Source organism: Marinobacter mangrovi (genome assembly GCF_016798325.1).
Classification (GTDB): Bacteria; Pseudomonadota; Gammaproteobacteria; order Pseudomonadales; family Oleiphilaceae; genus Marinobacter_A; species Marinobacter_A mangrovi.
On record NZ_JAERVO010000007.1, the window covers coordinates 60,212 to 79,968 of the forward strand.

Below are 19,757 nucleotides of genomic sequence, written 5' to 3' on the forward strand. Positions count from 1 at the left end.
CGAATATATTGACTCAAAAGTGTCAGGCGTGACAAATTAAAACCCGAATTCCTATTTGCGGTTCCCGGCTTCGTGATCTGGCACGGCTGGGAGGCCCTTTATAAGGGTGACCAAGAACAACAAAAGGAGCATCCGCATGATGCGTTTCAAGAGACGGGTGGCGATCGTCACCGGCGCGGGTAGCGGTATCGGACGAGCCACGGCCCTGCGACTGGCGCGGGAAGGGGCTTACCTGGTTTTGGTGGATCAGGCCGAAGCCGGGTTGATGGAAACCACCAGCGCTCTGCCGGAAGGTACCGAGTACCTGCGCAAAGTCATGGATGTGTCCGACGAGGCGGCTGTCGAAGCGCTGGTCAAAGACACCATCAAGCGCTGGGGGCAGATCGACGTCCTCTGCAACAACGCTGGCGTGGCGGGTTCGCACCCGCCGATCACCGACCAGAATCGCGACGAGTGGGAGCGCATCCTGGGGGTGAATCTGATCGGGCCGATGCTCTTCATCAAGCATGTGGCACCGCACATGCAGTCCCGCCGTCTGGGCAGCATCGTCAATACGGCATCCGTTGCGGGGATCCGCTCCGGAGCGGGCGGCAATGCCTATAGCGCGTCCAAAGCCGGCGTGATCAACCTGACCCAGACTGCTGCCTGCGACCTCGGTGGCGACAACGTCCGCGTCAATGCGGTGTGCCCGGGCCTGATCGAAACCGGCATGACCCAGCCCATCTTCGATTACGCCCGCGCCAACGAGAAAGCCCACAAGCTGGGCGCGCGCTGTGAACTGCGACGCTACGGCAACCCCGAGGAAATCGCCGCCGCCATCCTGTTCCTGGCCAGCGACGATGCCAGCTACATCACCGGGCAGGCGCTGCCCGTGGACGGAGGCAATACCGCCTCCCTGAATCTGCCGGGAATGAAAGTCTGATGTCTGACGTCACCACCCCTGAATATCTGGATAGCAAGGATCTGCCGGGTTTCCACAAGGTGCTCGGCTATGAGCAGGCCTCCTGGGAAGAAAACGAAGCGGTGATCACTGTAAAGCTGCAGCCGCATCACCTGAATCTGGCCGGCGTCATCCACGGCGGGGTGCTGACCTCGCTGCTGGATATCGCCCTGGCCCAGGCGGGGACCTATTGCCCGTACCCGGGCCGCATGCGCAAGGCCATTACCCTGTCCCTGACCACGTCGTTCACCGGTCAGTGCAGCGGCGGCACCATCACCGTCACCGGCACCAAACGTGCCGGCGGCAGCCGCATTTTCAACAGTACCGGCGAAGTCCGCGATGACCAGGGCAACCTGCTGGCCATCGGCGAAGGCACGTTCCGTATCCGTTCCGGCAGTGAATCACCGGAAGGCGTGCCCATCTGACGGCGTCACCATCCCTGAATTGCCCCAACAACGACAGCAAGAGGCACAACGACATGTTTGAACTTTCCGAGAAAGCTCAGGCTCTGCGCGAGCAAGTGCTGGCCTTTATGGACGAGCACGTTTATCCGAACGAGCACCTGCACCACGAGCAGATCGAGAACGCGGAAAACCGCTGGGCGCCGACCGCGATCCTCGAAGAGCTGAAAGGCAAGGCCAAGGCCGCCGGTCTGTGGAACCTGTTCCTGCCGGAAAGCGACTACGGCGCCGGCCTGACCAATTTCGAATACGCCCACCTGTGCGAAATCATGGGGCGCTCCCATATGGCCCCGGAAGTGTTCAACTGTTCGGCGCCGGATACCGGCAACATGGAAACCATCGCCCGTTACGGCTCTCCCGAGCAGCAGAAAGAGTGGCTGGAACCGCTGCTGGCCGGTGAGATCCGCTCCTGCTTCTCCATGACCGAGCCGGCCGTGGCCTCGTCCGACGCCACCAACATTGGCTGCGAGATTCGTCGCGAGGGCGACGAGTACGTCATCAACGGTCGCAAGTGGTGGTCCTCCGGCGCCATGACCACCACGTGCAAGATCGCCATCGTCATGGGCAAGACCGATCCGGCGGCGGAAAAGCACAAGCAACAGTCCATGATCCTGGTGCCGCTGGACACCCCGGGCGTGAAGATCATTCGTCCGTTGACCGTGTTCGGCTACGACCACGCGCCGCACGGCCACGCCGAGATCGAGTACAACAACGTCCGCGTGCCAGCCAGCAACATGCTGCTGGGCGAGGGCCGCGGTTTCGAGATCGCCCAGGGTCGTCTGGGGCCAGGCCGGATTCACCACTGCATGCGCACCATCGGCGTCGCCGAGCGGGCGCTGGAAGCCCTGTGTCAGCGGGTCAACGAGCGGGAAGCCTTCGGCAAGCCGCTGGCCCAGTTCGATTCCATCCGCAAGGACATTGCCCGCTCCCGTCTGGAGATCGAGCAGTGCCGTCTGCTGACCCTGAAAGCGGCGCACATGATGGACACCGTCGGCAACAAGGTGGCCCGTCAGGAAATCGCGATGATCAAGGTCGCCGCACCGAGCATGGCGCTGCGCATTCTGGATCGCGCGATCCAGGTCCACGGCGCCATGGGCGTGTGTCAGGACACCTTCCTGGCGGCGGCCTGGGCCCAGGTCCGCACGCTGCGTCTGGCGGACGGTCCGGATGAAGTGCATCTGGATTCGATCGCCAAACTCGAACTGCGTAATTACCCGAAAACACACTGATCCGGAGGCCCGAGCATGAGCAATCCATTGTTTGATATGACCGGCCGGGTGGCCCTGATCACCGGTTCCACCAAGGGCATCGGCCGCTCCATCGCCGAGGAGATGGCCCGCGCCGGCGCGAAAGTCGTGATTTCCAGCCGTAAGGCCGAGGTCTGTGAACAGGTGGCCGGCGAGCTGAAAGAGCAGGGCTTCGAGGCGATCGCCGTGCCCTGCCACGTGGGTCGCAAGGACGACCTGCAGAACCTGGTGGACAAGACCCTGTCCGCCTGGGGACGCATTGATGTGCTGGTGTGCAACGCCGCCACCAACCCGGTCTATGGCCCCACCCAGGACATGACCGACGACGCCTGGGACAAGATCATGGACACCAACGTGAAGGGCACCTTCTGGCTGACCCAGATGGTGCTGCCGCACATGGCCGAGCGCGGTGATGGGCAGGTCATCCTGCTGTCCAGCATCGCCGGCATCCGCGGCAACACCGTGATCGGTACCTACGGCGTATCCAAGGCGGCGGAAGCGGCCCTGGCCCGTAACCTGGCGGTCGAGTGGGGGCCGAAGGGTATCCGGGTCAACGCCATCGCCCCGGGCCTGGTACGCACCGACTTCGCCAAGGCGCTGGTGGAAGATCCGGAACGGCTCAAGCGGGTGGAAGAGAAAACCCCGCTGCGTCGCATCGGCGAGCCGGTAGACATCGCCGGGCTGGCGGTCTTCCTGGCCACACCGGCCAGCGCCTACATCACCGGTCAGGTGATCGTGGCGGACGGCGGCGAAACCGCGGGTTGAGGTGACGATGTCTGTGCACGCGAATCTCGACCCGGAGCTGGTGGACGTCCTCGACGCCCACCGGTTCGACGAGCAACAACTGAAAGCCTGGCTCCGGCAGGCGATGCCGGACATCGGCGATCGGCTTGAGGTGAAGCAGTTCCAGGGTGGGCAGTCCAACCCCACGTTCCTGCTGGATACCGACAGCGGCCGCTATGTCCTGCGCAAGAAGCCGCCGGGCAAGACCCTGCCGTCCGCCCATATGGTGGAGCGGGAATACAAGGTGATCCGGGCGCTGTCCGATCACACCGATGTGCCGGTGCCCCGGGCTCGGGTGCTGTGTGAGGACGCGGCCATCATCGGTACGCCCTTCTATATTATGGATTTCACGCCGGGCCGGGTGGTTAGCCATCCGGCGCTGCGGGCGCTGGACCGGGGAGAGCGCCGGCCGGTTCATGAGGCCGCGATGGACACCCTGGCCCAACTCCACGCGGTGGACGTGAACGCGGTAGGACTGGGTGACTTCGGTCGTCCCGAAGGTTATGTGGCCCGTCAGGTGTCCCGCTGGACCAAACAGTACCTGGCCGCCAAGACCGACGACATGCCGGCTATGGACAAGTTGATGGCCTGGCTGCCGGACCACCTGCCGGCCACCGACGAGTCGGCCATCGCCCACGGCGACTACCGCCTCGGCAACCTGATGCTGGCACCGGATGAACCCCGGGTGGCAGCCATCCTCGATTGGGAGCTGTCCACCCTCGGCCACCCGTTGGCGGATCTGGCGTATTACTGCCTGCCCTACCACCTGCCCATGGATCTGGAAGGCTCCCGCGGCATTGTCGGTGAGGACCTGGAAGCGCTGAACATTCCGGATGAGCAGGAAATCATTGAACGTTATTGCCGCCAGTCCGGTCGCTCCGGCATCGCCGACTGGCACGTGTTCCTGGCGTTTTCCCTGTTCCGTCTGGCGTCCATCGTCCAGGGCGTCTACGCCCGGGCCTTGCAGGGGAATGCGAGTAATGCTGATGCCCTGCAGGTGGGCAAACGCGCCAGCATGCTGGCCGACGCCGGCTGGCGGATCGCCCAACAGGGCAACCGGGGAGTCGCGGAATGAGTGAACCCATTGTACGTCGCATCCTGATCACCAACGATGACGGCATCAACGCGCCGGGGCTGGCGGTCCTGGAAAAGATCGCCCGTCATCTGGCGGAAGAAGTCTGGGTCGTTGCCCCGGAGCACGATCGCAGTGGCGCGGGGCAGAGCATTTCCCTGCATTCACCGCTGCGGCTCTACGCCCAGGACGGCAGCGAACGCCGGTTTGCCCTGTCGGGGACGCCGGCGGACTGCGTGCTGTTTGCCATGGCGGAATGGTTCGGCGAAACGCCGCCGGACCTGGTGCTGTCGGGGGTGAACTGCGGCGCCAACATCAGTGACTCGGTGCAGTATTCCGGCACCGTGGGCGCGGTACTCACCGCCCAGCATATGGGGGTGCCGGCGATGGCCCTGAGTCAGGCCTTCCTGAATCGCGATGGCATTGACTGGTCGCCGGTCGAGCAACATGGCGAATCCGTGATCCGATCCTTGTGGGCGCCGGACGAGCACCCGCAGCCCTGCTGGAACATCAATTTCCCGGCCTGTGCGGCCGGGGATATCAGCGAAGTGCGCTGGGCGCGCCAGTCCAGCGGTTCCATCCAGCGCACGCGACTGCTGCCCGGCCAGGACGGGCGCAGCCTGCCCTACTGGTGGCTCAGCTTCGAGCGCAGTTCCAAGCATATTATCGCGCCGGATATGGACGTCACCGTCCTGCGCGACCAGGCCGTGGCCGTCACGCCACTGCGTAGCCAGGCACCGCTGCCCGGTGGTCCGGCCGCTTTTGCCATTGGATCGGTTTAACAGACGATAGTTGGCCCGGCCATGTGGTCGGGCAGGGGAGAACAACACTATGTTTACACGACACCATGGGGTCTGGCCGAGCGATCTGCCCAAGACCATGACGCTGCCCAACACCAGTGTGTTTACCAACCTGGCGATTTCCGCCCTGCGTTATCCGGATCATCCGGCCATCATCTACTACGACACGGTGACGACCTACCAGCAGCTGCTGGACGAGGTCGAGGCCCTGGCCGGTTACCTGCAGGCGCAGGGACTGAAAAAGGGCGATCGGGTGCTGCTGTACATGCAGAACTCGCCCCAGTACGTGATCGGTTACTACGCCATCCTGCGTGCGGACGCGGCCGTCATTCCGGTGAACCCGATGAACCGGGCCGCGGAGCTGGAGCACTACATCAGCGACACCTCGGCGGAGTTCTGTCTGGCCGGCCAGGAACTGGCGGATTTCATCGCGCCGCTGGTGGGGGAAACGCACCTGAAGGAAGTGGTGGTCACCGCCTACAGTCGCTACGTGACCGAAGAGACTGATCTGACCCTGCCGCCGGAAGTCGCAGCGCCGGCCCAGCCGGTCGAGGGCGACGGCATGACCGACTGGCAGGACGCGATCCGCGCGAACAAGGCGCCGGCACCGCATACCGCCGGTCCGGACGACATCGCCGTGATTCCCTTCAGCTCCGGCACCACCGGCGCGCCCAAGGGCTGCACTCACGTCCATCGCGGTGTGATGGCGACCGCCGTACACCGCGCCTTCTGGAACCTGAGCACCGCGGACACGGTGCAGCTGTCCACGCTGCCGTTCTTCCACGTGACCGGCATGACCGGCTCCATGAACAGCCCGATCTACAGCGGCTCCACGTCCGTGATCATGACCCGCTGGGAACGCAACACCGCCGCCAAGCTGATCGAGCGGTACCAGGTCACCGGCTGGACCAACATCGTCACCATGGCGGTGGATTTCCTGTCCAACCCGGACCTGGGTCAATACGACATCAGCAGCCTGAAAACCATCGGCGGCGGCGGTGCGGCCATGCCGGCGGCGATCGCTGACAAGCTGAAGAAACTGACCGGTCTGGACTACATCGAGGGCTACGGTCTCTCCGAAACCATGGCGGCCACCCACATCAACCCGTCCGATGCCCCCAAGGCCCAGTGTCTGGGCATTCCGGTGTTCGACGTGGACTCCCGCATCATCGATGTGGAAACGCTGCAGGAGAAAGGCCCGGGTGAGGTCGGCGAGATCGTCAGCAACGGCCCTCAGGTGACCATCGGTTACTGGAACCGTCCGGCCGAAACCGAAGCGGCGTTTGTCGAGATCGATGGCAAACGGTTCTTCCGCACCGGCGACCTGGGCTACTACGACGAGGAAGGCTACTTCTTCATGGTCGACCGGGTGAAGCGGATGATCAACGCGTCCGGCTTCAAGGTCTGGCCGTCGGAGGTGGAAAGCCTGATGTACCGGCATCCTGCCATCCATGAATGCTGCGTGATCTCCGCGCCCGATCCCAAGCGGGGCGAGACGGTCAAGGCGTGCATCGTGCTGACGCCGGAGGCGGAAGACACCACCACGGTCGACGACATCGTGAGCTGGTGCCGTGAGGAGATGTCCGCCTACAAGGTGCCCCAGCATGTCGAGTTCGTCTCCGAGCTACCCAAGTCCCCCACTGGCAAGGTGATGTGGCGGGCACTGCAGGAGCAGGAGTGGCAAAAGGAAGCCTGACACGGCGCTGAAGGCGCTCTCCGCCAGGTTTCTCCCTTCCCGAAACGGGTCGTTACCCGGTTCGGTCGGCTTTGCCGGCTGTTCCGGGCTATGGCCCCTTTTGCCCCGATTCAGTTTCACTATAACGGTCAAAAATTGTTTTAAGGTCCGCACAGTGGAATTGCATTCTGTATATTGACAGAGTGGCTGCGGGGTGTACTCTTGAGAAAAGGTGAAATCAAAAACTAAAACGTCTCAGTCAAAAAGCTAAACCTGCGGTTCCAATTTCGATAACAACTTCCGCTGGTCAAAAAACCTGCGGCATCCAATAACAACAACTTGCCAGGAAGGAGGCTGATTTGAACCTCTTTTTCCAGAACATCGTAAACGGGCTGACACTCGGGAGCATCTACGGACTCGTCGCTCTCGGACTGACGCTGGTCTACGGTATCCTGCATATTCCCAACTTCGCCCATGGCGCGCTCTATATGGTCGGCGCGTTCATGTCCTACTTCTTCATGGTGGATCTCGGCGTCCATTACTGGATCGCCATGTTGGGCTCGGCCGCCGTTGTCGCGGTGCTGGCCATCCTCTGTGAGCGTCTGGTCTTCCACCCCCTGCGCAACTCGCCACCGATTCACGACAAGATCGCTGCCATCGGCATCCTGTTGTTCCTGGAAGCGGTGGTGCAGATGTTCTGGGGCGCGGATTTCCGCCGCATGACGTCACCATTCACCGGCATCATGCGCTTTGACGGCCTGATCATTCCCGAGCAGCGGGCCCTGATCATCGTCGGCGCCATTGTGCTGGTCATTGCGCTGCAGCTGTTCCTGCGCAAGACCATGACCGGCGCCACCATCATCGCCATGGCACAAAGCCGGGAGGGGGCCTTCCTGGTGGGCATCGACGCCAACCGCGTGGCGATGATGACGTTCGCCATCTCCGGCATGCTGGCCGCCTTTGCCGCAACCCTCTACGCACCGATCAACCTGGTCTACCCGGCCATGGGGCACGTGGTGATCATGAAAGCCTTCGTCATCATCATCCTCGGTGGCATGGGCAGCATACCCGGCGCCATCGTCGGCGGGATGATCATCGGCTTCGCCGAGGCCTTCGGCGGCTTCTACATCTCCAGCAGCTACAAGGACATCATCGCCTTCGGTCTGCTCGTGGTGATCCTGTCCGTTCGTCCGCAAGGCCTGTTCGCGAAGGGGGCGCACTGATCATGTTGAAACTGGCTTCCTTTATGACCCGTCCGGCAGCGAAATACCTGCTGATCGTGCTGGCGCTGGTGTTCCCGCTGATCGCCAAGAACGAGTACCAGGTTTACGTCATGGCCTCGGCCTTTATCTGGGCGATCGCCGTGTACGGCCTGAACATCATCACCGGTTACTGCGGCCAGCTGAACCTGGCACACGGCGGCTTCTTTGCCCTTGGGGCCTACACCCTGGGGCTGCTGACGGCGGATTACGGCTGGAGTTTCTGGCCGGCATTCGTGGGAGCGCTGCTGATGACGGCGTTTATCGGCTTCCTGGTGGGCGTGGTGTCGCTGCGCCTGAAGGAACACTACTTCGCCATCTTTACCCTGTGCGTTGGCTTCATCATGTACATGCTGACCGACAAGTGGGAGGAGCTGACCCACGGCCCGATCGGCGTGCGTGACATCGCCGCGCCGCACGGCTTCGGAATTGTGGATTTCACCGAGACCACGCCCTTCTATTACCTGGTGCTGGCGTTCCTGATCTTTGCCATCTGGTTCATGGGCAAGCTGTCCCGCTCGCTGCTGGGCCGCACCTTCATGGCGATCCGCAACGGGGACGATCTGGCGCAGTCGCTCGGCATCAACCTGATGCGCAACAAGACCCTGGCGTTCGTGCTGTCCACCACCTACGCGGGGATGGCCGGAGCGCTCTACGCCGGCATGGTGCGCTTCATCGGGCCCGAGGACGGCAACATCCTCCACACCTTCGACATGATCACCTACCTGCTGGTGGGCGGTATCGGCACTCTGTCCGGTCCGCTGGTCGGCACCGTGGGCATCGTCTGGCTCACCCAGTCCCTGCAGTTCCTGGAGGAGTACCGGATGATCCTGTTCGGCCCGCTGTTGGTGGTGCTGGTTATCTTCTTCCCCCGCGGCATTGTCGGCTCCTTCCTGGGCTGGCTGCATCGCAAGACGCTGGACGCCGGGTTGCCGGCGGCGAAGAAGAAAGAGAGCCGCATCGCCACGGGTAAGGAGGTCGAGAACAATGCTTAAGATCGAGAACCTGACCAAGATGTTCGGTGGCCTGGCGGCGGTGAACGACGTGTCCGTCGAGTTCGAGGCCAACCGCATCAACGCCATCATCGGGCCCAACGGCGCCGGCAAGAGCACCTTCTTCAACCTGGTGGCCGGCACCCACAAGCCCACCTCCGGGCGCATCATCCTTGACGGTGAGGACATCACACCGCTGCGCTGCGACTACATCGCCCAGCGTGGCGTGGGCCGCACCTTCCAGACCACCAACCTGTTCGAGCAGGCCTCGGTGCTGGACAACCTGATCGTCGGCCACCGGCTGCGCACCAAGTCCGGCCTGTGGGACGTGCTGATCAACTCCAAACGCCTGCAGTGGGAGGAGAAAGCCTGCCGCGACAAGGCGCGGGAAGTGCTCGACTTCGTCGGGCTGAACCATGTGGAAAACCGGCTGATCGCGGACATCACCCAGGAAGAGCGCAAGCGCGTGGCCTTCGCCCTGGCGCTGGCCACCGATCCCAAGATCGTGCTGCTGGATGAGCCCGCCGCCGGGGTGAACCCGGAGGAGACCGAAGGGCTGGCCGACCTGATGCGCAAGATGGTCGACCACGGCCTCACGGTCTGCCTGATCGAGCACAAGATGGACATGATCATGGGCCTGGCCGACAAGATCATGGTGCTGGATCACGGCGAGAAAATCGCCGAAGGCACCCCGACGGAGATCCGGGAAAACCCGGTTGTGATCGAAGCCTACCTGGGGAGTGACGAAGATGCTGCAGCTTAGGAATGTGGATGTCTGCTACGGCAGCTTCAAGGCACTGACCGACATCTCGATGAGCGTCGACTCCGGCGAGCTGGTGGTGCTGCTGGGTGCCAACGGTGCGGGTAAATCGAGTCTCTTCAACGCCATCAGCGGCCTCAACAAGCCGGCCGCGGGCGAAATCGAGTTTGAGGGAAAGCGTCTGGACGGCCTCAAGCCCAGCGGAATCGTGTCGTCGGGCGTCGTGCAGTGTGCCGAAGGCCGCAAGCTGTTCCCGATGATGAGCGTCCAGCAGAACCTGATGATGGGTGCTTACGTCCACCGTCGGGACAAGGCGGGCAACAAGCAGCGCCTGGAAGACGTGCTCGAGCTGTACCCGATCCTGCGGGAGAAGGCCGACCAGCCGGCGGGTTCCCTGTCCGGCGGTCAGCAGCAGATGGTCGCCATCGGCCGCGCGCTGATGAGCCGGCCGCGGTTGCTGATGCTGGACGAGCCCTCGCTCGGTCTGGCGCCGCTGATCGTGCGCCAGATGTTCGAAACCATCCAGAAAATCAATCGTCTCGGCACCACCGTGCTGCTGGCGGAACAGAATGCGTTTGCCGCCCTGAAGATTGCCACCCGGGCCTACGTGATGGAAAACGGCCAACTGGTCATGGAAGGCGACCGGGACACCATGTTGGGCAATGAAGAGGTGCGCAAGGCATACATCGGCGCCTAGTGTGCCGACGACACAACGTGATCTACCTGGACAAGCGATAAATCCAACAACAAGACAGACGCAATACCCTAGGAGAAAACAATGAAAATGCTGAAAACTCTTGGTCGTGCGGTCGCAGTTGCGGCACTGGGTGCGGGCCTCTCCGCCGGGGCCATGGCGGAATCCACAGTGAACATCGGTTTTACCGGCCCGCTCAGTGGCGGCGCCGCGCTGTACGGTGAGAACGTCCTGTCCGGCCTGCGCATGGCCGCGGGTGAAATCAACGACAACGGCGGTTTCAAGATCAACGGGGAAACCTACAAGGTCAATCTGATCTCTCTGGACGATCGCTATTCCCCGGCCCAGGCGGCCACCAACGCCAAGCGTCTGAAGCAGGAATCCGACGTGCCGGCCATCTTCGTGCCGCACTCTGGTGGCGTGTTCGCGCTGCAGGATTTCAACGAGAAAGACGACTTCATGGTGATGGCGTACACCAGTGTTCCGACGGTCACCGAAAAGGGCAACAGCCTGACCATCCGGATTCCGCCGACCTTTGACGGCTATGTCCGCGCGTTCAGCGACTATGCCCTGAAGCACGAAGGCAAGAAACTGGCCATGGGCGGCGCCACTCACGAGTACGCCAAGATCTGGGCCAAGATGATCAAGAACCAGTGGGAGTCCAAGGGTGGTGAAGTCGTGGCCGAGAACGCCATGGACTACAACAAGTCCGCCGACTTCTACACCGGCGTCAGCCGTCTGGTAGCGTCCGATCCGGACGTGATGTTCGTCGGCGGTGCCTCCGAGCCGACCGGTCTGGTCGTTCAGCAGGCGCGCCAACTCGGCTTCCAGGGCGGCTTCATCGTGATGGACCAGGCCAAGCTGGACGAAATGGCTGATGTCGCTGGCGGTGTGGATCAACTGGAAGGCGCCATTGGTGTGGTGCCGCTGTCCACCTACGGTACCGACGCAGCGAACGATTTCATCAAGCGCTACAAAGCGGAATACGACAAGACCCCGGGTTCCGAGGCGGCCTACAACTACTCGGCCATGTACGGCCTGGTAAAGGCGATGCAGCTGGCGGGTAGCACGGAAGCCAAGGCAGTCCGCGCCAAGATGAGCGATGCCATGAAACAGCTCGACGAAGCGCATAACCCGTATCAGGTCACACAAGTGACCGACAAGGGGGGCTTTGTCACGGAAACCACGCTGGCTGTGGTGGAAGACGGCAAGATCGAGCAGAAGCCGATCGAGGAGTAAGTCGCTGATACGAAAAGGGGCCTTTTGTGGCCCCTTTTTTGTGGACGCTGAGCGGCGGTTGATGGGTCAGGCAGCCCTGCAGGCTGCTCCGAAGCTGAAGAGGGTGTTGTAAAAGCTACTGCGCTCAGCCATACGGCGTTGAAAATCGCCTCAAGGTGCTCATTTACAACCCGTAAACTGCGCTCTTTCGTTGATTTTCGCCTTGTTTGGCTATCGCTCGCGACGCTTTTGCAACACCCTCTGAAGCGTCGGCTACACCGTTACGTTAGGGGCGTAGGTTGGGCTGACGCAGGAAGCCCAACAATAAGCCGGCACCGGACATTTCCCTTATCGCAGGCATGCTTGGAGCATGGGTTCTTAAAAACCGGCTTGGCGCCTATTGGGTGGAATGAGACTGGCCGCAAACCTGGTCTGTTGGGCTTCCTGCGTCAGCCCAACCTACGATGCTGAGGCGCCGCAAGGCGCCCCGGTTGTCTTCTGCTTGAGGTCAGCGCACGTACATCACCAGATTTTCCGCCACACAAGCCGGCTTGTCCTCACCGTCGATCTGCACCGTGGTGGTGTAGGCGGCCAGCACGCGTTGATCGTCCACGGCGGTGACCTCTTTCAGGGTCACTTCCGTACGAATCGCCGAGCCGGATTTTACGGCGGCGGGAAAGCGCAGCTTGTTGAGGCCATAGTTGATGCTGGCGGACGTGCCGGTCACGTGCATCACGCCCTGGTTGAGCAGGGGGATCAGCGACACAGTCAGGAAGCCATGGGCCACCGGGCTTTTCCACGGGGCTTCCCGTTTGGCTCGCTCGACGTCCACGTGAATCCACTGGTGATCGCCGGTGGCGTCGGCAAAGGCCTGGATCATATCCTGGGAGATGGTTTTCCAGGGGCTGTGACCGATCCGTTGGCCGGTGTGTTGAGAGAGGTCATCCAGGGCAATCTCTTTCATGTCGCATCCTGTTTTTGTTGGAGTTAATTTCGCTCTGTAAACTTTGATTTCGAATTCATTGTCGCCAACCGAATCGCCGCGTGCAACCGGTTTGGCATCACCCTCAGAGGAGAATATGACCATGGCCACCAATCAGCAGATTATCCTCGCCGCCCGGCCCACCGGCATGCCGGACGAAAGCCACCTGGTCCTGCAGGAAGCGCCGATGCCGGAGCCTGTGGATGGCGAAGTGCTGCTCAAAACGATCTACCTCTCACTTGATCCCTACATGCGGGGGCGGATGTCGGATGCGGCCTCTTACGCCAATCCGGTGGCTGTGGGCGACGTGATGACAGGGGGCACCGTCAGTGAGGTGGTGGAGAGCCGCTACGACGGACTGGCGCCGGGCGACATTGTGCTCAGCCATGCCGGCTGGCAGGCCTACTCGACAGCACCGGGGATGGCACTGCGCAAACTCGATCCGAAGGCTGCGCCGATCAGCACCGCTGTGGGCGTGATGGGCATGCCGGGTTTCACGGCCTATGTCGGCCTGCTCGACCTGGGGCAGCCGAAAGCGGGCGAGACCGTGGTCGTCTCGGCGGCGGCCGGTGCGGTTGGGCAGGTTGTTGGTCAGATCGCCAAGCTCAAGGGTTGTCGTGTGGTCGGCGTGGCGGGTGCCGAAGACAAGTGCCGTCATGTGGTGGAGGCTTACGGCTTCGACGCTTGCGTGAACTACAAGGACGATGACTTCGAAGCGCAGTTGGACAAGGCCTGCCCGGACGGTATCGATGTCTATTTCGAGAACGTCGGCGGCAAGGTGTTCGATGCCGTCATGAAGCGGGTCAACGTGTTTGCCCGGATTCCGGTCTGCGGCCGTATCGCCCACTACAACCAGACCGAACTGCCGGAAGGGCCGGACCGCCTGATCCCGTTCATGGGCAAGGTGCTGGTCAAGCGGTTGATGTTGCGGGGCTTCATCCAGACCGATCACATCGAGCGTCAGCCGGACTTCCTGAAGGACATGGCGGGCTGGATTCAGAGCGGTCAGGTCAAGTATCAGGAGGACATCGTGGACGGGTTGGAGAACGCGGTGAGTGCGTTCCAGGGCCTGTTGGAAGGGAAGAACCGGGGCAAGATGCTGGTTCGGGTGGCTGAGGACCCGACTCGCAAGGCCTGATCATAGCTTTTAATGTAGCCGACGCTTCAGCTTCGGAGCGGACGACAGTACGCCGGGGTCATTCGGGAGCCTGACGGCTCTTCCGAAGCTAAAGAGAGTGTTGCAGGAGCTGACGGTAGTAAGCCTCTCTCCCCTCGAGTGGTGTAGGCGGAAGTAGCGAAGCATCGCTTCGCCCGCCGGAACGCCCACAGCCTCTGGATGTGGGCCGGGGCGCGGAGCGGAGGTTTGGAGAGAGGGGGACGAGGCGAACGCCTCGCCGGAATTCCAGCGAGACAAATGGGCGCCGATTGGCGCCTCCCCCTCTCCCCGGCCCTCTCCCGCAAGGGGAGAGGGAGTCGTACGCCGTCCGATTCTCCAGAAAGGGGAAACGATTGCAGCTACACTCGGGAGCCTGCCGGCTCCTCCGAAGCTAAAGCATCGGCTACACCCTCGGGGACGCCTTAAACGGCGTACCCCGGATTCTTGCTGTCCAGCATCCGTAACAGCGCCGGCCAGGTCAGTTTGGCCGCCTTGCCCAGCGACTGGGACTGCTCCCGGGTGGTCTCGATCGCGGCCTCCGACGGCATGAAGGTCGGCCCACACGCCTGCGCCTTCACCTGAATTTCGCAGGCCTTCATCAGGAAATAGAGGTAGGTGAAGGTTTCCGGCACATCGTGACCGGCGGTGAGAATGCCGTGATTGCGCAGGATCAGCATCGATTTGTCGCCGATGTCGTTGATCAGGCGTTCGCGCTCGTCCAGGTTCAGGGCGACACCCTCGTAATCGTGATAGGCCACGTGATCCAGGCACAGCATGGCGGTCTGGCTCAGCGGCAGCAGGCCGTCGCGATGGGCCGATACGGCCACGCCATCGGCGGCATGCAGGTGCATGACCGCACCTGCGTCTTCCCGGCCCATGTGAATCGCGCTGTGAATGGTAAAGCCCGCCGGATTGACCCGCGCCAGCCCGCCGGCCTCCACCACATTGCCGTCCTGATCCACTTTCACCAGCGAGGACGCGGTGATCTCGTGGAACAGCAGGCCATAGGGGTTGATCAGGAAATGGTGCTCCGGTCCGGGCACCCGCGCGGACAGGTGGGTGAACACCAGATCGTCCCAGCCAAACAGCGCCACCAGACGATAGGCGGCCGCCAGATCACAGCGGGCCTGCCACTCCTGCTTCCGTAATGCCTTGTCTTGCTCTTGTTCTTGATGGACTTGCATAAGGCCTCCTTGATGAGGTGTGCCGGTTGAACGGGTCGCGTTATCTCAACAGTCTGGGGAAGCGAATGGAGACTCTTGCCGAAGGAGGGACAGGGACGTCCCGGTTGCATTAGCCGGCCAGGGACGGCCGTCTAATGCAACGTAGGCAAGAGTCTCCATTCGTTTCCCTGCACCGAGTTCAGCAGGCCCAAAATGACCCGCCACTGCCATAACTAAAAAAGGGCAGCAAAAGCTGCCCCAAAATGGGTCTCTAAGGGGTATGACATCCGGAAGATGTCTGAGACCCGGCTCCTCGCACAGAGAACGTGCCTGGTTACGAGGCCTGCAGCAGGCTCGCGTACTGTTCCAGGTGGAAATCGTCATCACCGAACTGGTGATTGATCATGATCAGACGCTTGGCGTAATGCGCCAGGCTGTATTCCCAGGTCATGCCGATGCCGCCGTGTAGCTGGATGGACTGCTCGGCGATGAACTGACCGGCGCGGCCGATGACGTTCTTGGCGGCGGCCAGAATGCGGTCGCGCTCGTCGCTCGCGTCATCGTTAGCCACGCTGGCGGCCAGGATCGACATGGAGCGGGCCTGCTCCAGTTCCGAACTCATGTCCACCATGCGGTGTTGCAGGACCTGGAACTTGCCGATGGGCACACCGAACTGCTTGCGGGTCTTGAGGTAGTCCAGGGTCAGCTTGATCGCTTCTTCCATCGCGCCCACCGCTTCGGCACACAGTGCCGCCACGGCACGACCGGTCTGGTAGTGGATGGCTGCCCCTGCCTGGCCTTCCTCGCCGATCAGAGCGTCAGCACCAACCTGGACGTTGTTCAGGAACACATCACAGCCCTTGGCGCCATCCATGGTCGGGTAGACCCGACGCTCAACGCCTTCGGCGTTGGGATCAATGGCAAACAGGGACAGGCCGTCCGCATCGCGGCTGTCGCCGCTGGTACGGGCAGAGACCAGGATCAGGTCGGCCGCGTGACCGCCGATCAGGACGCCCTTGCGACCGTTCAGAACGTAGCCGCTGCCGGATTTTTCAGCGCGGGTCTCGACGTCGTTCAGGTTATAGTGACTCTGGGGCTCGTCCAGGCCCACGGCGATTTTGATGTCGCCGGTGGCAATACGGCTCAGCCACTCTTCTTTCTGGTTGTTGTTGCCGGCCTGGCTGATCAGGCCGCCGCCGAGAACCACCGTCTGCATATAAGGCTCCAGGCACAGGCCGCGACCCAGTTCGGTCATGACCGACTGCACGTCCACCCCGGAGCCGCCGAAGCCGCCCAGTTCTTCCGGGAAGGGCACGGCGCACAGGCCGAGTTCGCCCAGCTGCTTCCAGAACTCTTCGCTGTAGCCCAGCTCGCTTTCGCTGTACTTCAGACGCTTTTCGAATTCGTATTCACCGCGGACCAGGCGCGCCACGGTGTCCTGCAGCATCTGCTGCTCTTCATTCAGATTGAAGTCCATGGGTGCCTCCTTACAGTCCGAGAATCATCTTGGTGACAATGTTCTTCTGGATCTCGTTGGATCCGCCAAAGATCGACAGCTTGCGCATGTTGAAGTACTGCGGTGACAGCGCAGCGCCGTCCGGATCGGACAGGTGGTCGCCTTCAAATTCCAGAGCCAGCTCTTCTTCCACGAACGGCTGGGCGTAGGGACCCAGGGCGCGACGGGACAGATCGGTAATGGCCTGACGCAGTTCCGTACCACGGACTTTCAGCATGGAACTCTCGGCACCCGGAACACCGCCGCCTTCGACAGAAGCGATGATGCGCAGGTTGCTGATGGAGGCCGCCATCAGGTCGATTTCCACCTGGGCCACGCGCTGGGCAAAGGTCGGATCCTCGATCAGCGGACGGCCGTTCTTCTTCTGGCGGCCGGCAATGGCTTTCAGGTGGCTCAGGGCCGCCTTGGAAGCACCGATGCCCGCCAGACCGGTGCGCTCGTAGGTGAGCAGGTACTTGGCGTAGGTCCAGCCTTTGTCTTCGTCACCGACGAGGTTTTCAACAGGCACTTTGACGTCGTCGAAGAAGACTTCGTTGACCTCATGCTCGCCGTCCAGGGTGATGATCGGACGGACGGTCACGCCCGGGGTGTTCATGTCGATCAGCAGGAAGGAAATGCCTTCCTGGGCCTTCACCTCGGTGTTGGTGCGCACGAGGCAGAAAATCATGTTGGCGTGCTGACCCAGGGTGGTCCAGGTTTTCTGGCCGTTGACGATGTAGTGGTCGCCGTCGCGCACCGCGCGGGTCTTCAGGGACGCCAGGTCGGAACCGGAGCCGGGCTCGGAGTAACCCTGACACCACCAGTCCTCACCGCTCAGGATGCGCGGCAGGTAATGCTGCTTCTGCTCTTCGCTGCCGAACTTGATGATGACCGGGGCGACCATGTTGACCCCGAACGGGATTGAGCGGGGCGCGCCGTAACGGCAGGACTCTTCGTCCCAGATGTGCTTCTGAACGGCGGTCCATTTCACACCACCGTACTCTTCCGGCCAATGGGTGGCGTACCAGCCCTGCTTGACCAGGATCTGTTGCCAGCGCTCGTGGTCGTCGCGGCTCATGCGACGGCCTTCTTTAACCTTGGACGCAATATCGGCCGGCAGTTTCTCCTCGAGGAAGGTCCGGACTTCATCCCGGAAGGCCAGTTCGTCGGCCGTATAGTTCATGTTCATTGATCAACCTCTCGGTTCATTGTTCTGTCTGTCGACATGTTCACGCCATCAGCGGCGTTTATGTCTATTGTGAAAGCTAATACCGCATAGCAGAATTAAGTGAAGGATGAATCATGATTAAGCGCGTGTCAATCGCCTCGAATGCGCCAAATCGTTGCCTGGAATACGTCAAAGAGCAAAATTTAGTTTTAAAAGGTTGTGGATGAAAACGGGTTTGACTATATTCGGAATTACGGAAGCTGGTGTTGCTAAGCGAAATGAATGTCTATTTACATACCGCTTAGCGAAACTTAACGTTGAATAACAAACTAGAAGCCAGCCGAAGTAACAAAAACAAAGACGCATCCCACAGGAAGCCGGTCCCGCCCCGGTGCCCGGAGCATCGTCAAAAACGGGCAGGACACAGCGCTTCCGAATACAACAAGAGATAAAACGAGGTTTGCAATGACAACAAGAAACGCGTCATTCAGAGCACGTCCCCTCACCCGCGCCATCGCCCTGGCAGGCCTGCCTCTGATGGCAGCGATGTCCACCGCGACCCTGGCCCAGGATTCCCAAAGCGCTCAAAGCGATGAAGTGGAGCAGCTGCGCCAGCGGGTGGACCAGTTGGAAAAGTCGTTAAAAGGTGCGGTTTCGTCAGCGCCGGAACTGACTGAGGACAACCCTTACATCCTGCGGGAAGGCGACGGTCTGAAGATCGGTGACACAACCATTTCATTCGGTGGCTTTATAAAGGCCGACGCCATTTTCGGCTCGGGTGGTGACGGGACCATCAATACCTATTCCACCGGTTTGCCGCGCAACTTCGCGTCCTACGCCGCGTCCGGCAACAATTCCTGGAAGACCGGTTTCTCCGCCCGGGAATCACGGTTCAGCTTCGGTACACAGACGGACGACGTTGCGGGCCACACCCTGCGGACCTATCTGGAAATGGACTTCAACCAGGGCGACGATGCCCCGGGTAACGAGGTGGTTTCCAACAGCTACGCGCCGCGTCTGCGCCAGGCCTATGGTAACTGGAACGGCTGGGAGTTCGGTCAGACCTACACCACTTTTACCGATCTGGCCGCGCTTCCGGAAATCCTGAACCAGGGCAAGATGGCCGCGTTCATCTATACCACTCAGCCCATGATTCGCTACAACATGGCGGCCCCTGGCGGCAAGTTTATGGTGGCGCTGGAGAACCCGTCTGACGGTTTCATTTCCGGTTCAGGCACGGACTTCTCCTATGATGACCAGTCCTACCCTGACCTGACCGCTCGCTATCAGATTCGCGGCAAGTATGGCTTCTACTCCATCGCCGGTGTGCTACGCAATCTGGAAGACGACGCTTCGGACGATGAAGAGCTCACCGGTGCCGTCTCCTTGAGTGCTCGCATCCCGACCATTGGGCGTGACGACCTGCGTATGCAGTACAGCTACGGTGCCTTGGGTCGCTACATGGGGCTGTACACCTACCCTGAAGTCGATCTGGCAGCCCAAAGCGCCGGTGAGGTCAAGGCACTCAAGAGCTATGGTGCCACCATTGCTTACCGCCACTTCTGGTCCCCGACCTGGCGCACCAGCATCGTGGGCTCCCACACCGAGATCACCAGCGACCTGACCAACCCGGTGGCGACACCGGTAGCCAACGGCACGCTGAGCTACTTCGATTCCTCGACGTCGGCTCACGTCAACCTGATCTGGCAGGCCAGCCGGAAGCTTGAGCTGGGTGTGGAATACGCGTACTGGGACTTCGGCAACATTGCGGACAGCGGCAGCCAGCAGTACGAGCAGGTGATGGCGTCCGCGAAGATGAACTTCTAAACGCTGATATAACGAACGAAAAATGCGTTAAACGGGCCGGATTCACCGGCCCGCCTTCAGGTTAC

The 19,757-nt window shown here is 61.5% G+C and carries 18 protein-coding genes; 14 read left to right on the forward strand and 4 right to left on the reverse strand.

All coding sequences use genetic code 11. The features are described from left to right. Positions 1 to 136: 136 nt before the first annotated feature. The 12 genes from JL474_RS18380 to JL474_RS18435 all read left to right on the forward strand — a co-directional run bounded on the left by JL474_RS18380 (position 137) and on the right by JL474_RS18435 (position 11,922). Positions 137 to 922 carry an SDR family NAD(P)-dependent oxidoreductase gene (locus JL474_RS18380; protein ID WP_203143214.1) on the forward strand — a complete coding sequence of 262 codons (786 nt, stop codon included), beginning with the start codon at positions 137 to 139 and terminating at the stop codon, positions 920 to 922. Further along, positions 922 to 1,365 carry a PaaI family thioesterase gene (locus JL474_RS18385; RefSeq protein ID WP_131483029.1) on the forward strand — a complete coding sequence of 148 codons (444 nt, stop codon included), beginning with the start codon at positions 922 to 924 and terminating at the stop codon, positions 1,363 to 1,365. Before JL474_RS18380 ends, JL474_RS18385 begins: the two co-directional genes overlap by 1 nt. Before the next feature lie 53 nt (positions 1,366 to 1,418). Then, positions 1,419 to 2,630 carry an acyl-CoA dehydrogenase family protein gene (locus JL474_RS18390; protein ID WP_203143215.1) on the forward strand — a complete coding sequence of 404 codons (1,212 nt, stop codon included), beginning with the start codon at positions 1,419 to 1,421 and terminating at the stop codon, positions 2,628 to 2,630. Positions 2,631 to 2,645: 15 nt separating this feature from the next. Next, positions 2,646 to 3,413, forward strand: a complete 768-nt coding sequence (locus JL474_RS18395) for an SDR family NAD(P)-dependent oxidoreductase (RefSeq protein WP_203143216.1) — start codon at positions 2,646 to 2,648, stop codon at positions 3,411 to 3,413. Positions 3,414 to 3,420: 7 nt separating this feature from the next. Further along, on the forward strand, positions 3,421 to 4,506 hold the full coding sequence (locus JL474_RS18400) for a phosphotransferase (RefSeq protein ID WP_203143217.1): 1,086 nt from the start codon (positions 3,421 to 3,423) through the stop codon (positions 4,504 to 4,506). Then, positions 4,503 to 5,285, forward strand: coding sequence for a 5'/3'-nucleotidase SurE (gene surE, locus JL474_RS18405; RefSeq protein WP_203143218.1), 783 nt, complete (start codon positions 4,503 to 4,505; stop codon positions 5,283 to 5,285). Before JL474_RS18400 ends, surE begins: the two co-directional genes overlap by 4 nt. A gap of 49 nt (positions 5,286 to 5,334) precedes the next feature. Further along, complete coding sequence (locus tag JL474_RS18410) at positions 5,335 to 6,999, forward strand: long-chain fatty acid--CoA ligase (protein ID WP_203143219.1); 1,665 nt, start codon at positions 5,335 to 5,337, stop codon at positions 6,997 to 6,999. Between the two features lie 338 nt (positions 7,000 to 7,337). Next, positions 7,338 to 8,201, forward strand: coding sequence for a branched-chain amino acid ABC transporter permease (locus tag JL474_RS18415; protein ID WP_123635581.1), 864 nt, complete (start codon positions 7,338 to 7,340; stop codon positions 8,199 to 8,201). A gap of 2 nt (positions 8,202 to 8,203) precedes the next feature. Continuing rightward, positions 8,204 to 9,232 (forward strand): branched-chain amino acid ABC transporter permease, encoded by a 1,029-nt coding sequence (locus JL474_RS18420; RefSeq protein ID WP_123635580.1) that lies wholly within the window; start codon positions 8,204 to 8,206, stop codon positions 9,230 to 9,232. Further along, positions 9,225 to 9,992 (forward strand): ABC transporter ATP-binding protein, encoded by a 768-nt coding sequence (locus tag JL474_RS18425; protein ID WP_123635579.1) that lies wholly within the window; start codon positions 9,225 to 9,227, stop codon positions 9,990 to 9,992. The genes JL474_RS18420 and JL474_RS18425 overlap by 8 nt, the downstream gene beginning before the upstream one ends. Further along, positions 9,979 to 10,686, forward strand: coding sequence for an ABC transporter ATP-binding protein (locus JL474_RS18430; RefSeq protein WP_123635578.1), 708 nt, complete (start codon positions 9,979 to 9,981; stop codon positions 10,684 to 10,686). Before JL474_RS18425 ends, JL474_RS18430 begins: the two co-directional genes overlap by 14 nt. An 81-nt stretch (positions 10,687 to 10,767) precedes the next feature. After that, a complete protein-coding gene (locus JL474_RS18435; protein ID WP_123635577.1) occupies positions 10,768 to 11,922 on the forward strand; it encodes an ABC transporter substrate-binding protein in 1,155 nt (384 codons plus the stop codon). A 487-nt stretch (positions 11,923 to 12,409) separates the two neighbouring features. Here JL474_RS18435 and JL474_RS18440 read toward each other — a convergent pair whose 3' ends face one another. Next, positions 12,410 to 12,865 (reverse strand): MaoC family dehydratase, encoded by a 456-nt coding sequence (locus tag JL474_RS18440; protein WP_203143220.1) that lies wholly within the window; start codon positions 12,863 to 12,865, stop codon positions 12,410 to 12,412. A gap of 121 nt (positions 12,866 to 12,986) precedes the next feature. Between JL474_RS18440 and JL474_RS18445 the strand changes: the two genes are divergently transcribed. Continuing rightward, complete coding sequence (locus JL474_RS18445; protein WP_203143221.1) at positions 12,987 to 14,021, forward strand: NADP-dependent oxidoreductase; 1,035 nt, start codon at positions 12,987 to 12,989, stop codon at positions 14,019 to 14,021. A 440-nt stretch (positions 14,022 to 14,461) separates the two neighbouring features. Here the strand turns inward: JL474_RS18445 and JL474_RS18450 are convergent, their stop codons facing one another. The 3 genes from JL474_RS18450 to JL474_RS18460 form a co-directional block, all read right to left on the reverse strand. After that, complete coding sequence (locus JL474_RS18450) at positions 14,462 to 15,223, reverse strand: class II aldolase/adducin family protein (protein WP_203143222.1); 762 nt, start codon at positions 15,221 to 15,223, stop codon at positions 14,462 to 14,464. Between the two features lie 313 nt (positions 15,224 to 15,536). Continuing rightward, positions 15,537 to 16,679, reverse strand: coding sequence for an acyl-CoA dehydrogenase family protein (locus JL474_RS18455; RefSeq protein ID WP_203143223.1), 1,143 nt, complete (start codon positions 16,677 to 16,679; stop codon positions 15,537 to 15,539). Between the two features lie 10 nt (positions 16,680 to 16,689). Beyond that, a complete protein-coding gene (locus tag JL474_RS18460) occupies positions 16,690 to 17,886 on the reverse strand; it encodes an acyl-CoA dehydrogenase family protein (RefSeq protein ID WP_203143224.1) in 1,197 nt (398 codons plus the stop codon). 444 nt (positions 17,887 to 18,330) lie between these two features. Between JL474_RS18460 and JL474_RS18465 the strand changes: the two genes are divergently transcribed. After that, complete coding sequence (locus JL474_RS18465) at positions 18,331 to 19,692, forward strand: DcaP family trimeric outer membrane transporter (RefSeq protein WP_236012372.1); 1,362 nt, start codon at positions 18,331 to 18,333, stop codon at positions 19,690 to 19,692. Positions 19,693 to 19,757 lie beyond the last annotated feature (65 nt).

Coding starts and splice junctions, on each gene's coding strand:
- JL474_RS18380 (WP_203143214.1), top strand. CDS start 137: ATGATGCGTTTCAAGAGACGGGTGGCGATCGTCACCGGCGCGGGTAGC.
- JL474_RS18385 (WP_131483029.1), top strand. CDS start 922: ATGTCTGACGTCACCACCCCTGAATATCTGGATAGCAAGGATCTGCCG.
- JL474_RS18390 (WP_203143215.1), top strand. CDS start 1,419: ATGTTTGAACTTTCCGAGAAAGCTCAGGCTCTGCGCGAGCAAGTGCTG.
- JL474_RS18395 (WP_203143216.1), top strand. CDS start 2,646: ATGAGCAATCCATTGTTTGATATGACCGGCCGGGTGGCCCTGATCACC.
- JL474_RS18400 (WP_203143217.1), top strand. CDS start 3,421: ATGTCTGTGCACGCGAATCTCGACCCGGAGCTGGTGGACGTCCTCGAC.
- surE (WP_203143218.1), top strand. CDS start 4,503: ATGAGTGAACCCATTGTACGTCGCATCCTGATCACCAACGATGACGGC.
- JL474_RS18410 (WP_203143219.1), top strand. CDS start 5,335: ATGTTTACACGACACCATGGGGTCTGGCCGAGCGATCTGCCCAAGACC.
- JL474_RS18420 (WP_123635580.1), top strand. CDS start 8,204: ATGTTGAAACTGGCTTCCTTTATGACCCGTCCGGCAGCGAAATACCTG.
- JL474_RS18425 (WP_123635579.1), top strand. CDS start 9,225: ATGCTTAAGATCGAGAACCTGACCAAGATGTTCGGTGGCCTGGCGGCG.
- JL474_RS18430 (WP_123635578.1), top strand. CDS start 9,979: ATGCTGCAGCTTAGGAATGTGGATGTCTGCTACGGCAGCTTCAAGGCA.
- JL474_RS18435 (WP_123635577.1), top strand. CDS start 10,768: ATGAAAATGCTGAAAACTCTTGGTCGTGCGGTCGCAGTTGCGGCACTG.
- JL474_RS18440 (WP_203143220.1), bottom strand. CDS start 12,865: ATGAAAGAGATTGCCCTGGATGACCTCTCTCAACACACCGGCCAACGG.
- JL474_RS18445 (WP_203143221.1), top strand. CDS start 12,987: ATGGCCACCAATCAGCAGATTATCCTCGCCGCCCGGCCCACCGGCATG.
- JL474_RS18450 (WP_203143222.1), bottom strand. CDS start 15,223: ATGCAAGTCCATCAAGAACAAGAGCAAGACAAGGCATTACGGAAGCAG.
- JL474_RS18455 (WP_203143223.1), bottom strand. CDS start 16,679: ATGGACTTCAATCTGAATGAAGAGCAGCAGATGCTGCAGGACACCGTG.
- JL474_RS18460 (WP_203143224.1), bottom strand. CDS start 17,886: ATGAACATGAACTATACGGCCGACGAACTGGCCTTCCGGGATGAAGTC.
- JL474_RS18465 (WP_236012372.1), top strand. CDS start 18,331: ATGACAACAAGAAACGCGTCATTCAGAGCACGTCCCCTCACCCGCGCC.